The 14,005-nt window shown below is 69.6% G+C and carries 11 protein-coding genes; 4 read left to right on the top strand and 7 right to left on the bottom strand.

Annotated elements, in window-relative coordinates; genetic code table 11:
- The first annotated feature begins 35 nt into the window (after positions 1-35).
- From dut to purB, 4 genes are all read left to right on the top strand, one after another.
- A complete protein-coding gene (gene dut / locus JRI60_RS13745; RefSeq protein WP_204226300.1) occupies positions 36-491 on the top strand; it encodes a dUTP diphosphatase in 456 nt (151 codons plus the stop codon).
- A 196-nt stretch (positions 492-687) separates the two neighbouring features.
- Positions 688-2,847 carry a bifunctional serine/threonine-protein kinase/formylglycine-generating enzyme family protein gene (locus tag JRI60_RS13740; RefSeq protein ID WP_239470500.1) on the top strand — a complete coding sequence of 720 codons (2,160 nt, stop codon included), beginning with the start codon at positions 688-690 and terminating at the stop codon, positions 2,845-2,847.
- Positions 2,844-3,788: an ABC transporter substrate-binding protein gene (locus JRI60_RS13735; protein ID WP_204226298.1), complete on the top strand. Its 945-nt coding sequence runs from the start codon at positions 2,844-2,846 to the stop codon at positions 3,786-3,788. Before JRI60_RS13740 ends, JRI60_RS13735 begins: the two co-directional genes overlap by 4 nt.
- Complete coding sequence (gene purB, locus JRI60_RS13730; protein WP_204226297.1) at positions 3,785-5,098, top strand: adenylosuccinate lyase; 1,314 nt, start codon at positions 3,785-3,787, stop codon at positions 5,096-5,098. Before JRI60_RS13735 ends, purB begins: the two co-directional genes overlap by 4 nt.
- 254 nt (positions 5,099-5,352) lie before the next feature.
- On the opposite strand, the gene pnp is transcribed toward purB, so the two are convergent.
- From pnp to JRI60_RS13695, 7 genes are all read right to left on the bottom strand, one after another.
- Positions 5,353-7,536 (bottom strand): polyribonucleotide nucleotidyltransferase, encoded by a 2,184-nt coding sequence (pnp, locus tag JRI60_RS13725; RefSeq protein WP_204226296.1) that lies wholly within the window; start codon positions 7,534-7,536, stop codon positions 5,353-5,355.
- Positions 7,537-7,936: 400 nt separating this feature from the next.
- A complete protein-coding gene (rpsO, locus tag JRI60_RS13720; RefSeq protein ID WP_204226295.1) occupies positions 7,937-8,209 on the bottom strand; it encodes a 30S ribosomal protein S15 in 273 nt (90 codons plus the stop codon).
- 201 nt (positions 8,210-8,410) lie between these two features.
- Positions 8,411-9,280: a tRNA pseudouridine(55) synthase TruB gene (gene truB / locus JRI60_RS13715; protein WP_204226294.1), complete on the bottom strand. Its 870-nt coding sequence runs from the start codon at positions 9,278-9,280 to the stop codon at positions 8,411-8,413.
- Positions 9,281-9,285: 5 nt separating this feature from the next.
- Entirely contained in the window at positions 9,286-9,645 is a 360-nt protein-coding gene (gene rbfA / locus JRI60_RS13710; RefSeq protein WP_204226293.1) for a 30S ribosome-binding factor RbfA, read from the bottom strand.
- The gene (locus JRI60_RS13705) at positions 9,642-10,250 is read right to left on the bottom strand and encodes a DUF503 domain-containing protein (RefSeq protein ID WP_204226292.1); all 609 of its coding nucleotides are present in this window, start codon (positions 10,248-10,250) and stop codon (positions 9,642-9,644) included. The genes rbfA and JRI60_RS13705 overlap by 4 nt, the downstream gene beginning before the upstream one ends.
- An 87-nt stretch (positions 10,251-10,337) precedes the next feature.
- Positions 10,338-13,631, bottom strand: coding sequence for a translation initiation factor IF-2 (infB, locus tag JRI60_RS13700; RefSeq protein ID WP_204226291.1), 3,294 nt, complete (start codon positions 13,629-13,631; stop codon positions 10,338-10,340).
- A gap of 102 nt (positions 13,632-13,733) precedes the next feature.
- The gene (locus JRI60_RS13695; RefSeq protein ID WP_239470499.1) at positions 13,734-13,985 is read right to left on the bottom strand and encodes a DUF448 domain-containing protein; all 252 of its coding nucleotides are present in this window, start codon (positions 13,983-13,985) and stop codon (positions 13,734-13,736) included.
- Positions 13,986-14,005: the final 20 nt, after the last annotated feature.

Raw genomic sequence — 14,005 nt, 5'->3', positions numbered from 1 at the left:
GCCGCCCGTGTGACGTGTGTGGTACAGCGGGCCGCATGTCCTCGCCCGTCACCGTGAAGGTGCGCCGCGTGCGCACCCACTCCGAGCCGCTGCCCCTGCCTCGCTACGAGACCGCCCTCGCCGCGGGCATGGATTTGCGCGCGGACATCGACGGGGAGCTCACCCTCGGGCCGCTGGAGCGCGCGGCGGTTCCCACCGGGCTCGCGCTCGCGCTACCGCCCGGCTACGAGGCCCAGGTGCGGCCCCGCTCGGGGCTGGCGCTCAAGCACGGCCTCACCGTGTTGAACCCACCGGGTACCGTCGACGCGGACTACCGGGGAGAGGTCCACGTCCTGCTCGTCAACCTCTCCAACGAGCCCTTCATCCTGCGCCGGGGCGAGCGCATCGCCCAGATGGTCGTGGCGCCCGTGACACAGGCGGTCCTCGAGGAGGTGGCCGTGCTGGAGGCCACCGAGCGAGGGGAGGGCGGTTTCGGCTCGACGGGGCGTTGAACCCCGCGTTCCTTGCCCACTGTCAGCGCGACGGGTTAAGAGGACTGCGGGTGCCTTCTGGAGGGCCCCGTTACGTCCCCCCACCTCCGGGAGTCCGACCGTTTTGCTCTGCTACCGCTGCGGCAGCCCTGTCCCCGATAACAGCGAATCCTGCGCCACCTGCGGGCTGAAGCTCGCGGGAGCGGCGCCGGGCGGCGTGGTCCCTCGCCGCCGTCCCGGGAGCGTGGAGGCGCCCTACAAGCCCGGTGACGTCTTCGCCAGGCGCTACGCCATCCGCGAGGTGCTCGGCCCGGGCCCGGTGGGGCACGTCTTCCGCGCGCTCGACCAGGAGATGGACGTCGAGGTCGCGCTCAAGGTCATCAACCCCCGCCTGGTGCAGATGCCCGAGGAGCGCACCCAGTTCTCGCTGGCGCTGCGCGCGGGCAAGAAGCTCACCCACCCCCACCACGTGCGCGTCTACGAGGAGGGCGAGGAGCGCAACCGGCCCTTCTTCACCACGCAGCTGCTGGAGGGCATGACGCTGCGGCGGATGATCGAGCAGCGCACGGCGCAGGGACAGCGCTTCACCCCCAAGGAGGTGGAGCCGCTCCTCGCGCAGCTCGCCGAGGCCCTGGACAGCGCCCACAAGTACGGGCCGCACTCGGACCTCAAGCCCGAGAACATCATCGTCCTGCCGGACATGCTGAAGGTGACGGACTACGGGCTGGCGCTGGGCATTCCCCGCCTGCCCTTCATCCAGGCCCAGAAGGGCTGGCGGACGGGGTGCTACGTCGCTCCCGAGTACGCCGAGGGCGGCGAGCTCGACACGCGGATGGACCTCTACTCGCTGGCCGTCATCGTCGGCGAGCTGCTCACCGGCCAGACGCCCGAGGAGGGGCAGGTGCCGGAGCTGCTGGCCTACGAGTCCGAGCTGCCTCCTGGCGTGGAGGCCCTCTACCGGCGCGCCACCAACACCAACCTGCTCGCGCGGCCGAAGACGGCGAGTGAGTTCCTCGCGGAGTACTCCGCGGCCCTGTCGCGTCCGAGGCCGGCGTCGGCGAAGCCCGCGGGGGTGGCGCAGACTCCGGTGCCTCCCCGCCCGCGCCCGAAGCAGGTGCCCTTCAGCCTCACGGCCGAGCTGGCGACGGCGTCCAACCTGGGCTCGAACATGCCGCCCCCGCCCGTTCCCACGACGGAGCTGCCGTCGCTGGCGGCCCCGACGATCCAGGTGCCCGTGGTGGACGGTGGCAGCCCCACGCGGGAGGCGCCCCGGGCGACCACGCTGGAGGCTCCTCGGGAAACCCTGGAGGCTCCCATCTCGAACGCCCCCACGCTCGACATGCCCGTGTCGGGTGGGCCCACCGAGCCCCTGTCCGCCGCGAGCATCGCGCAGCGGGTCGCCGCGAAGGCCAGGGAAGAGGAGCCGCCTCCCCCGGACGCCACGCAGCCGCTGGACGCGGAGACGCTCGCGAGGATCATGGGCACCCCCAACAAGCCCGCGTCCGCGCCGAGTCCGGCTCCCAAGCCGCGTCCGGCTCCGGCCCCGCGTGCCGAGCCCCGGCCCGCTCCGCAGGCCTCCGCCGCACGGACGGCTCCCCGGGCCGCGCCCGTTCCCGCGACGGCGCCCCGCTCCCGTCTTCCGGTGGGGCTGGTGCTGCTGACGATCGCGGGGCTCGGTGTGGGACTGGCGGTGGGGTACGGGTTGCTGTGGAAGCATCGTCAGTCCTCCGAGACCGTGGTGCAGGGGAGTGGTGCTGGCCCGGACGGAGCGGAGCCGTCGGGGGTCGTGGTGCCCGCGGGGGATTGTCCGCAGGGCATGCGCCTGGTGAGTGGTGGGGCCTTCAAGATGGGCACCGACAAGCCGACGGTGGGCCTCGATGAGCTCCCGCTCGCCTCCATGCAGGTGGCCTCCTTCTGCATCGACGAGTTCGAGTTCCCCAACAAGGCGGGCGAGTCGCCCCGGGTGAACGTGACGTGGGAGGAGGCGAAGGTCGGGTGCGAGACGCTCGGCAAGCGCCTGTGCACCGAGCCCGAGTGGGAGAAGGCCTGCAAGGGCCCTGGCAACGCTCGCTTCCCCTACGGCTCCGCGTTCGACGCGGAGAAGTGCAACACGGCCGATGCCCAGGGGAAGTACCGGGAGTTGACCGCCTCGGGGCGCTTCGGGGGATGTCGCTCGGGCTACGGCATCGCGGACCTCTCCGGCAACGTGGCCGAGTGGACCGATTCGCGCTACGGCGATACCCGGGATCGCACGCAGAAGGGTGGCTCCTTCGAGCGGCCCGAGTACGCGGCGCGCTGCGCGGCCCGGAAGAACGGTGACCCGGGCTCGCGTTCCCATTCGGTGGGCTTCCGTTGCTGCGCGGGGGTGTCTCGATGAGACGGTACGGATGGCTGTGCCTGCTCTGGGTCGTGCTGCCGCTGGTGGCCACCGCGCAGCAGGCCCGTCCCCGGGTGGTGGCGGTGAAGTCCGCCGCGCTCGCGCCCTACGCGGCGGTGGTGGCGGGGTTCGGCGCAGAAGTTCACGCCGAGGTGGTGGAGGTGACGCTGGAGGAGAGCAAGCAGGCCGCGGAGCGCGCCTTCCAGCGCATCGCCGCGCAGAAGCCGGCGCTGGTGCTGGCGCTCGGGCCGCTCGCGGCCAACACCGCTCGCCGCGCACTGGGCCCGGACGTGCCCGTGCTCTTCGCCATGGTGCCCTACTACGAGAAGTACGGCCTGGAGGGCCCCAACATCACCGGCATCGCCCTCACCAGCGACTTCCGCCCCGAGCTGGCCGCCCTCAAGTCCCTGTCCCCCTCGGTCAAGCGGGTGGGCATCCTGCATGACCCCCGCTTCTCCGCCGGGCTGGTGGAGGCGGCGCAGTCGGCCGCGGGCACGCTGGGCCTCTCCATCGTGCCGCTCGAGGCGGACGGGCAGGCCAAGGCGGAGAAGGTCCTCGCTGGCTCCAAGGACAAGGTGGATGCGCTGCTGATGGTGGCCGACAAGACGGTGGGCAACGCCGCCGTCGTCCAGCAGCTCATCGCCTTCGCCAGTGCCCAACGCCTGCCGCTGGTGGGTCTCACCCCCAGCCAGGTGCGGGAGGGCGCCACGCTGGCGCTCGCTCCCAGCCCCACCGCCATCGGGCAGCAGGCGGGACGGCTGGCCAATCGCATCATCCACGAAAAGGTCGATCCCGGTGCGCTGGCGGTCTCGCAGCCCGAGGGCTTGGACCTGGCCGTCAACCTCTCCGCCGCCGGCAAGCTGGGAGGCTCCAAGGACGTAGTGCTGGAGCTGCTCCGGTTCGCGGCCAGGCGGGACTTCCCCGTGAGGGTCTTCGAGTGATTCCCCGTTACAGCCGCAAGGAGATGTCTTCCCTCTGGTCCGACGTGGCTCGTATGCGCCGCTGGCGCGACGTGGAGCTGGCCGCCCTGGAGGGCATGGTGGAGCACGGCATCGCGCCGCGCGAGGCACTCCAGGACTGCCTCTCCCGCGCCGGTGACTTCACCGAGGCGGATGTCGCTCGCATCGAGGAGATCGAGCGCACCACCAAGCACGACGTCATCGCGTTCCTCACCTTCATGGAGGAGCGCATCGGGCCGAGCGCGCGCTGGCTTCACCTGGGAATGACGTCCTCGGATGTGCTGGACACCTCGCTGGGGATGACGCTGCGCGACGCGGCGGACCTCATCCTCCAGGGCGTGGGACGCGCCATGGCCGCGGTGGAGAAGCGCGCCTTCGAGCACAAGCGCACGGTGATGATGGGCCGCAGCCACGGCATCCACGCCGAGCCCATCACCTTCGGTCACAAGCTGGCCATCTGGTACGACGAGCTGCGCCGCGCCGAGGCCCGTCTGCTGCGTGCCCGCGAGGTCATCGCCGTGGGGAAGATCTCCGGCGCCGTGGGCACGTTCGCGCACCTGCCTCCGACGGTGGAGGTGCATGCGTGCAAGAAGCTGGGCCTGTCTCCCGCGCCTGCCTCCAGTCAGATCGTCCAGCGCGACAGGCACGCCGAGTTCTTCTCCTCGCTGGCGCTGCTGGGCGCGAGCATCGAGAAGTTCGCGGTGGAGATCCGCCACCTGCAGCGCACCGAGGTGCGCGAGGCCGAGGAGCACTTTACCCCGGGCCAGAAGGGCTCGAGCGCGATGCCGCACAAGCGCAACCCCATCCTCTCGGAGAACCTGTCGGGATTGGCTCGGCTGCTGCGCGGCTACGCGGTGAGCGCGCTGGATGACGTGGCGCTGTGGCACGAGCGGGACATCTCGCACTCGTCGGTGGAGCGGGTGATCGGCCCGGACGCGACCATTGTCGCGGACTTCATGCTGCACCGCTTCGCGGGGCTGATGGAGAACCTGCGTGTCTACCCGGAGCAGATGCAGAAGAACCTGGAGCTGCTCGGCGGCGTGGTGAACTCGCAGCGCATCCTGCTGGAGCTGGCGCGCAAGGGGATGGATCGCCAGGCGGCGTACGTCATCGTCCAGCGCAACGCCATGCGCATGTACGAGCAGGGCGTGTCCTTCCGCAAGGCGCTGCTGGAGGATCAGGATCTGCTCAAGGTGATGACGCCGGCGGAGATCGAGGACTGTTTCTCGGCCGGCTACCACATCAAGCACGTGGACGACATCTTCCAGAGGGTCTTCGGGCGGAGCGAGTAGTCACGGAGGTGGTGGGAACCCGAGTCCACCCCAGACCCTCACCCCGTCCCTCTCCCAGAGGGAGAGGGTCCAACCAGCTTCCTCACCGTGGATGTCCCCTCTCCCTCTGGGAGAGGGAAAGGGTGAGGGTATCCGTCACGGTTTTCAAATCCCTGGGGCACCAGGTACAGGTTGAACCCGAGTCCACCCCTATACCCTCACCCCGACCCTCTCCCAGAGGGAGAGGGAGGGAGGGAGGGAGGGAGGGTAGGACCTCAGGCCTTGGCGCCGGGCTGGGTGGCCTCGGGGGACTGAGCGGCGGCCGGGGCGGCCTCGGCGGGAGCGGGGGTGCCCTGCTGAGCGGCGGCGCGCTCGGCCATGGCCTCCTTGCGCGACAGACGGATCTTCCCCGTCTTGTCGATGCTCACCACCTTCACCAGCACCTCATCGCCCTCCTTCAGCACGTCCGACACGCTCTTCACGCGCTTGTCGGACAGCTCGGAGATGTGGATGAGGCCGTCGGTGCCGGGGAACAGCTCCACGAAGGCGCCGAACTCGGCGATCTTCCGCACCGTGCCCGTGTAGATCTTCCCGATCTCCGCCTCGCGGGTGAGCGCCTGGACCATGGCGATGGCGGCCTTCACCGACTCCACGTTGGCGCTGGCGATGTCCACCCGGCCCGAGTCGTCGATGTTGATGACCGCACCCGTGCGGGCGATGATGTCCTTGATCACCTTGCCGCCCGGCCCGATGACGTTCTTGATGAACTCGGGGCGGATCTGGATGGTGGTGATGCGCGGCGCGTAGGAGCTGATCTCCTTGCGCGGCTCGGCCATCGTCTTGAGCATCTCACCCAGGATGTGCAGACGGCCCTGACGCGCCTGCTCCAGCGCGCGGCTCATGATCTCCGTGGTCAGACCGGTGATCTTGATGTCCATCTGGATGGAGGTGATGCCCTTCGAGGTGCCGCACACCTTGAAGTCCATGTCGCCCAGGTGGTCCTCGTCGCCGAGGATGTCCGAGAGGATGGCGACCTGGTCACCCTCCTTCACCAGACCCATGGCGATGCCGGCCACCGGCGCCTTGATGGGGACGCCCGCGTCCATCAGCGACAGCGTGCCACCGCACACCGAGGCCATGGAGGACGAGCCGTTGGACTCGAGGATGTCCGAGACGAGCCGCACCGTGTACGGGAACTTCTCGCTGGCGGGCAGCATGTTGCGCAGCGCGCGCTCGGCCAGGGCGCCGTGACCGACCTCACGACGGCCGGGGCCGCGCAGGGGCTTGGTCTCGTTCACGCTGAACGGGGGGAAGTTGTAGTGCAGCATGAACCGCTTGAAGGACATGCCGCCGAGCAGCTCCAGGCGCTGCTCGTCCTCGGAGGTACCCAGCGTCGTCACCACCAGCGCCTGCGTCTCGCCGCGGGTGAAGATGGCGCTGCCGTGGGTGCGCGGGAGCACGCCCACCTCACAGGTGATGTTGCGCACCTCGGCGTGACCACGGGCGCCGATGCGGCCACCGTTCACCGTCAGCGTGCGCATGTGCTCGTACTTCAGGTCCTCCACCACCTGCTTGGCGTGCTTCTCCACCTGGGAGGTGTAGCCCTCGCCCAGCTGCTCCTTGAGCTTCGCCAGGGCCTCCTTCTTGGCCTTGGAGAGCGCCTCGTAGCGCGCCGCCTTCTCCTTGATGGTGTAGCCATGGACGATGCCGTCCCAGGCCAGCGCGCGCACCTTGGCCTTCAGGTCCTCGGCCACCGCGGGGATGCGGTCGTAGTTGCGCACCGTCTTGTTCAGCGCGCGCCGCAGCTCGTCCTGCAGGTCCAGCGCGGGCAGGGCCGCCTGCTTGCCGAACTCGAGCGCGGCCACCATGTCCGCCTCGCTCACCTCCTCGGCACCACCCTCCACCATGACGATCGCCTCGCGGCTCACGGCCATGACGAGGTCGATGTCGGACAGCTCGCGCTGCTTGAGCGTGGGGTTGGCGATGAGCTTGCCGTCCACGCGGCCCACGCGGATGCCCGCGATGGGGCCGTTGAAGGGGATGTCCGACACCCACAGCGCCGCCGAGGCGCCGGTGATGCCATGGATGTCACCCTCGTGCTCCGGGTCCGCGGAGATGACGCTCGCGATGACCTGGGTCTCGTAGGCGTACCCATCCGGGAAGAGCGGACGGCAGGAGCGGTCCACGATGCGGCTGGCCAGCGTCTCCTTCTCCGTCAGGCGCCCCTCGCGCTTGAAATAGCTGCCGGGGATGCGGCCGGCCGAGTACAGCTTCTCCTGGTACTCCACCGTGAGCGGGAGGAAGTCCACGTCCTTCTTCTCGCGCGCGCTCACCGCGGTGACGAGCAGCATGGTGTCGCCGTAGCGAACCACCACCGAGCCGTCCGCCTGCTTGGCCATGTGGCCGGTCTCGATGCTCAGCTCGGTGTCGCCAATCTTGACGCTCTTCTTCAAGTGCATATCCGTCTCGCCTTGTAACTGCCTGATGGCCACGCGACGCGTGCCCTGCCTTTTCCAAAAGGTGAGGGCCCACGCGCCTCATTGCGAGGCCTGTGGGGTGATGCGGTCGCCGGGCCTGGAACAGGCAAAGACGGGCAACCGCGGTGTGACTGCGGAGGGGCGCCTCGGAAGCGCCGGCAGGGATGAGTCGGAGCTTTGATCCCTGATCGCACGGGCCGACCTGGCTGCCTGGGTCGGCCCGTCCGAACGGAAACCAAAACCTCCGTCCACATCACGCCCTTGCTCCCTCCCTCGCCCCGCTCCTTCTTCTCGAATCAAAGGTGCTGCGACTGCGTGCTTCGACTGCCTGGAACGACTCGGGGCGCTGACTTCTGCGCCAGCGCCCCGATTGACAGCGGGCCTACTTGCGGATGCCGAGGCCCTCGATGAGCTTCTTGTAGCGGTTGGCGTCCTTGCTCTTCAGGTAGTCGAGCAGACGACGACGCTGACCCACCAGCTTGAGCAGACCGCGACGGGAGTGGTGGTCCTTCTTGTGCGTCTTGAAGTGCTCCGTGAGCATGGTGATGCGCTCGGAGAGCAGCGCCACCTGGACCTCGGGGGAACCCGTGTCCGTCTCATGGGTGCGGTACTTCGAGACGACCTCTGCCTTGCGGTCCTGATGCAATGCCGACATGTGCTTCCTGACTCTCTGCCCGCTCCGGGGGGTGGGTACTGCGGTCGCCGCGGTCCGCGGAGGGGTACAGACCGGGCTTCCTCCTACTAACGAATCGAGGGCTTATAAGCATCGCCCGTGCGGGCGGTCAACCTCTAGCGTCTGGCTGGCCGCCTGGGGGGGACGGGAGAGGCCGAAAGGACACAGACACAGAGGCCGGAATCAGACGAGCACCCGCAGGTAGCGCAGCCGGCCGCGGACCACCTCGGCCACGGCGAGCAGCTTCCCCGAGGGGTCCACCACGCGCACCCGGCCGGGATGGGCGGGGGCCTCCACCGGCACCCCGTGGGACACGCGCGCCGCGTCCGCCTCGCTCACCCGCACCGCCGGCAGGTCCACCAGGGCCTCGGACACGGGCAGCAAGCGCTTCGCCAGGGCCTCGGGCTCCTTCGCCAGGGCGGGCAGCTCCGCCAGCGGCAGCGACTGGGCCAGGGCGAAGGGGCCGCTCATGGTGCGCCGCAGCGCCTCCAGGTGGGCCCCGCAGCCCAGCGCCCGGCCGATGTCATAGGCGAGCGTGCGCACGAAGAAGCCCTTGGAGCAGCGCACGGACAGGCGCAGCTGCGTGGCGTTGAAGTCGCGCAGCACCAGCTCGTACACCGTCACCTGGCGGCTGGCGCGCTCCACCTCCTCGCCAGCGCGAGCGAGCTCGTACAGCCGCTTCCCGCCCACCTTCACCGCCGAGTACATGGGCGGCACCTGCTCGAAGGTGCCACGGAAGCGCCCCAGCACCTCCTCCAGCAGCGCGGAGGTGAGCGTGGGCACCGGGGCCTCGGCCACCACCTTGCCCTCGGCATCCTGGGTGTCCGTCTCGGCTCCCAGGCGCACCACCGCGTCATAGGCCTTGTCGCCCTCGGTGATGAAGCCGGCCACCTTCGTCGCCTCGCCCAGGCACAGGGGCAATACCCCCGTGGCCATCGGATCGAGCGTCCCGGTGTGGCCCACCTTCTTCACCTTGAGCAGAAACCGGACCTGCCGCACCACGTCGAACGAGGTGGGCCCGGTGGGTTTGTCGATGACCAGAACGCCGTCCATGCAGACTACCAGCCTTCCTTCTCCTTCACCTCGCGCAGCAGCCGCTCGATGCGGTCACCCCGCTCTACCGACTCGTCGAAGGTGAAGAAGACCTCCGGCGACACGCGCAGATTCACCGCCTCGGTGATTTCCCGGCGGATGTAACCCTTGGCCGCCTCGAGACCTTTCTGCGTCTCCTTGCGCTCCTCCTCGGTGCCCATCATCGAGTAGAAGACGCGCGCCACCTTCAGGTCCGGCGACACCTTCACGCCGGTGACGGTGATGAAGCCGATGCGAGGATCCTTCAGCTCGCCCCGGGTCAGCATCCTCCCGAGGGCCGCCTGGATCTCCTGCCCCACACGCTCCGGCCGATTGCTGGTACTCATTTCTTCTCCCAATCCCTCGGGTTGCGCAGACTCCGGGCACGAGCCCGGGCCTCGTCCAGCGAGACAGCGCCCGAGCGTTCCGTCCCCTTGCCCGCCCGCTCACCTTCCCGCCCCTCGTGCCGGCGATCCCAGTCACCCATCCCCTCGGCCTCGGCCATGGAGCGATCGCTCCGGCCCATGCCCGCGATGAGATCCTCCAGGTCCGCTTCCGGCCCGGCCTCCTCGTCGTCCTCACCCTCCTCCGCGGCCTCGTCCTCCTCTTCGTCCTCGTCCCGCTCAGCGGCCCGGGGCCGCCCGGGGAGAGTGTAGAGCGTGTCCCCGAAGGCCATGATCTCCGTCTGACGGGAGATGAGCGGGGCCACGTACATCTCCTCCACGAAGTGGATGATCTTCTCCATCTGCTCGTCGACGTGGCGGCGGTCGTTGCCCACCACCGCCAGCGCGAGCGAGGCCTTCTGCCAGAGATCCTGGTCATCGACCTCGGCCACGGCCACGTTGAACCGGGCCTTCACGCGGTCCGTTATCCGGCGGAGAACCTGCCGCTTGGCCTTGAGGGAGCCGCTCTCCGGAATCTGCAGGGTCAGACGCGCGACACAAACGAACATGGCACCCAACCCCTCTCCCGGTGACCGCGCCAGGAACGGCGGGCCACCGGGTGCGTTCCGGTGAGTGGAGAACGACGGCCGGAGGGACTAGCTCAGGCTCGGCCGCGTCTCCTCGATCTCATAGGCCTCGATGATGTCGCCCGGCTTGAGATCATTGTAGTTCTCGATGCCGATACCGCACTCGAAGCCCTGGGCGACTTCCTTCACGTCGTCCTTGAAGCGTCGGAGCGAGGCCATGCGGCCGGAGAACAGCTGCTTGCTGTCGCGCATCAGCCGGACGAAGGCGCCACGCTTCATCACACCATCGAGCACCGCCGCACCGGCGATGGTGCCCAGCTTCGGCACGTTGAAGGTGTTGCGCACCTCGGCGCGACCCAGCTTGCGCTCGGTGCGGATGGGCTCCAGGAGGTCTTCCATGGCCTTGCGCACGCCGTCGATGAGCTCGTAGATGATGCTATACGTCTGAAGCGTCACCTCTTGAGCCTTCGCGGCGGCCTCGGTCCCCGACTCCGGCTTGACGTTGAAGCCCAACACCAGACCCTTGGAAGCGGCCGCGCGCATCACGTCGCCTTCGGTCATGGCGCCCACGCCCGAGTGGATGATCTCCACGCGGACCTTGTGGGTGGAGAGCTTCTTGACGGCCTCGCTGACGGCCTCGGCCGAGCCCTGCACGTCCGCCTTGATGACGAGCCGCAGCTCCTTGGGACCACCACCCGCCTTGGTCTTGGCGAACAGCTGCTCGAGCGTCTCGCGGGTGTCGGCCTTGCCGAGCTCCGCCTCGCGACCCTTCATGGCGCGGTGGGTGGCGATCTCCTTGGCCGCCTTCTCGTCGGCCACCGCGTTGAGGGCGTCACCCGCCGTGGGCACACCGGACAGACCGATGACCTCTGCGGAGTAGCCCGGGAGCACTTCCTTCACGGCCTCGCCACGGCTGTTGTTCATGGCGCGCACGCGGCCGAAGTGGGTGCCGGTGACGACGGCGTCGCCCACCTTGAGCGTGCCCTCCTGCACCAGCACGGTGGCCACGGGACCGCGGCCCTTCTCCAGCTTGGCCTCGATGATGGCGCCCACCGCCGGACGGCTCGGGTTGGACGTGAGCTCGAGCACCTCGGCCTGCAGCGCCAGGTTCTCCAGCAGCAGGTCGATGCCCATCTTCTGCTTGGCGGACACGGGCACCATGATGGTCTCACCGCCCCACTCCTCGGGGGTGAGCTCGTAGTTGGCCAGGTCCTTCTTCACGCGGTCCGGGTTGGCGCCGGGCACGTCCATCTTGTTGATGGCGACGACGATGGGCACCTCGGCGGCCTTGGCCTGCTTGATGGACTCCACCGTCTGCGGCATCACGCCGTCGTCGGCGGCCACCACCAGCACCACGATGTCCGTCACGTTGGCGCCGCGGGCGCGCATGGACGTGAAGGCCTCGTGGCCCGGAGTGTCCAGGAAGGTGATGTCACCGCGCGACGTCTTCACCGAGTAGGCGCCGATGTGCTGGGTGATGCCACCCGCCTCGCCGGACGCCACGTTGGCGGCGCGGATGGCGTCGAGCAGGCTCGTCTTGCCGTGGTCGACGTGGCCCATGACGGTGATGACCGGCGGACGCGGACGCTCGTCCTCGGGACGCGCCTCCACCTCGGGCAGGAAGTCCTCGACCTCGAAGCCGGCCTTCTCCACGCGCCAGCCGTAGTCGGTGGCGAGCAGCTCCGTGGTCTCCGAGTCGATGACCTGGTTGGCCGTGGCCATCTTGCCCAGGCCCATCAGCTTCTTGATGAGCTCGGCGGTGCGCACACCCATGCGCTGGCCCAGGTCGGACACCGAGATGCCCTCCTGGATCTTGATGACCTTCTTCTCCTCGGCCATCTGGGTGATTTGAGTCTTGGCGCCCTTCTTGGTGGGCTTCTTCTTCTTGCCGCGCACCGGGATGGTGACGCGACCCCACACCAGGTCGGAGATCTCCTGCTTGGAAGGACCGCCCTCGGCGGCCGAAGTCCCGCGCTTGCCGCGCCCGGCCTTCTCCTTCTCCTTGTTCTTGGAGACGTCGACGAGCTCACGGCCGCGGCCCAGGTGATCCGGGACGACCTTGTACTCGCGCTTCTCGCCGATGGCGCTCTTGCCCGGCGCCATGGGGTACTGACGGCCCTGGCCCGCGGTGGGCGTCACCCGGCGAACCTGGATGAGCGGACGCGAGATGACGACGGCCTGGGTGGCCGTGGGGCGCATCGAGCGGCCATCCTGCGCCACCGGCTGGTGGGGCACGCCACCCACCATGGTGACCGGCTGGCCGGGCTGGCCGGGCTGGCCCGAGGTGGGCGAGGCGCTGGCCTGCGCACCGGAGCTCATCCCCGAGGGACGCACCGGACCCGTGGAGGACGGACCCCCACGCTGATACTGGCTGGGACCACCGGGACGGCCACCCTGACCACCGGGGCCACTGCGCTGATACTGGCCGGGGCCACCGGGACGACCACCCTGGCCGGGGCCACCGGGACGACCACCCTGGCCGGGGCCACCGGGACGACCACCCTGGCCGGGGCCACCGGGACGACCACCCTGGCCGGGACCGCCGGGACGACCGGAGGCGCCCATGCCGGGCGCACCCGAGGACGGTGCACGCGAGGCACCGGAAGACGGACCAGCCGAAGGCGTCCGGACAGTGGGGGGGACCGCCGAAGGCGGGCGGGTAGACAAGCTGGGCGTCTCCTTGGAAATGTTGGACGGCGGCTGCGCGGCGGCGGCCGGGGCCTCGGGGGCCTTCGGCTGCTCGACAGCCCGCGGCGCCTCGACGGCGGCGGCGGGAGGCTGCGCGGCGGGGCGGGACGGCTGCTCCGCAGCGGCAGGGGGCTGAGCCGCGGCGGCCGGGGTCTCCGGAGCAGCGGCGGGGGCGGGCTGAGCAGCGGCCCGCGGTTCCTCGGCGGCCACGGGCTGAGCCGGGGCGGACGGTGGCTCGGCGGCCGGCTGAGCGGCGGCGGGAGCAGGGGGGCGCGTCTCCTCGACGGCCGGCTGAGCGGCGGGCGGCTGAGCGGCGGCGCGCAGCTCCTCCGCGGCCGGCTGAGCGGCGGCGCGCGGTTCCTCGACGGCACGCTGCTCCTCGGCGGTGGGCGCCTCATCGCCAGCCGACATATCGGCGGACGAAGGAGCGCTCGTCGGGGCCTTGCGGCGCACCACGAAGCCCTTGGCTGTCACCGGCGGGGCGGCCTGCTTCGGCTTGCGCTTGTCCAGGATCTTCTGGACAGCGGCTGTGGCCTGGTCGTCCTCGAGCGAGGACGAGTGGCTCTTGACGTCGTAGCCGAGCCCAACAAGCTCGGTCACGACCTCTTTGTTGTCGAGCTCGACCCCGTGGTCCTTGAGCTCCTTGGCAATTTCGTGAACGCGCTTCTTCGACATACCTTGCTTGGCCTTTTGCTCCGCCGGCTACCGGGCGCAGCACCCTAATCCAAAAATGTGTGCGAGTGGTGCTAACACCCACTCCCCCCCGGCCGCTCCTTACTACCGCACCGGGCCCGACTCCAACGCTTGTCCGAGCACCGACGGATCGACCGGACCCGCCCTCCCCCGGAAGGCCCTGCCAAAGGCCTTCCGCTTCACCGCCGCCGCCAGGCACCCGACACCACAAAGGTAGGCCCCCCGCCCGGGGAGCCGCCTCCGTCTGTCCACCACCACGCCGCCCTCGGGGCCCACCACCAACCGGGTGAGCTCCTCCTGGACCCGCCTCGCGCCGCAACCGATGCAGCATCGCACCGGTCCGGCGTTCGCCGGGA

The organism is Archangium violaceum (genome assembly GCF_016887565.1).
GTDB classification, from domain to species: domain Bacteria; phylum Myxococcota; class Myxococcia; order Myxococcales; family Myxococcaceae; genus Archangium; species Archangium violaceum_B.
Note: the sequence above shows the minus strand (reverse complement) of the source record. Positions and strands in the feature narration are given on the sequence as shown.

Coding starts and splice junctions, on each gene's coding strand:
- rpsO (WP_204226295.1), bottom strand. CDS start 8,209: ATGTCGGCATTGCATCAGGACCGCAAGGCAGAGGTCGTCTCGAAGTAC.
- JRI60_RS13705 (WP_204226292.1), bottom strand. CDS start 10,250: ATGTTCGTTTGTGTCGCGCGTCTGACCCTGCAGATTCCGGAGAGCGGC.
- rbfA (WP_204226293.1), bottom strand. CDS start 9,645: ATGAGTACCAGCAATCGGCCGGAGCGTGTGGGGCAGGAGATCCAGGCG.
- infB (WP_204226291.1), bottom strand. CDS start 13,631: ATGTCGAAGAAGCGCGTTCACGAAATTGCCAAGGAGCTCAAGGACCAC.
- pnp (WP_204226296.1), bottom strand. CDS start 7,536: ATGCACTTGAAGAAGAGCGTCAAGATTGGCGACACCGAGCTGAGCATC.
- dut (WP_204226300.1), top strand. CDS start 36: ATGTCCTCGCCCGTCACCGTGAAGGTGCGCCGCGTGCGCACCCACTCC.
- JRI60_RS13735 (WP_204226298.1), top strand. CDS start 2,844: ATGAGACGGTACGGATGGCTGTGCCTGCTCTGGGTCGTGCTGCCGCTG.
- truB (WP_204226294.1), bottom strand. CDS start 9,280: ATGGACGGCGTTCTGGTCATCGACAAACCCACCGGGCCCACCTCGTTC.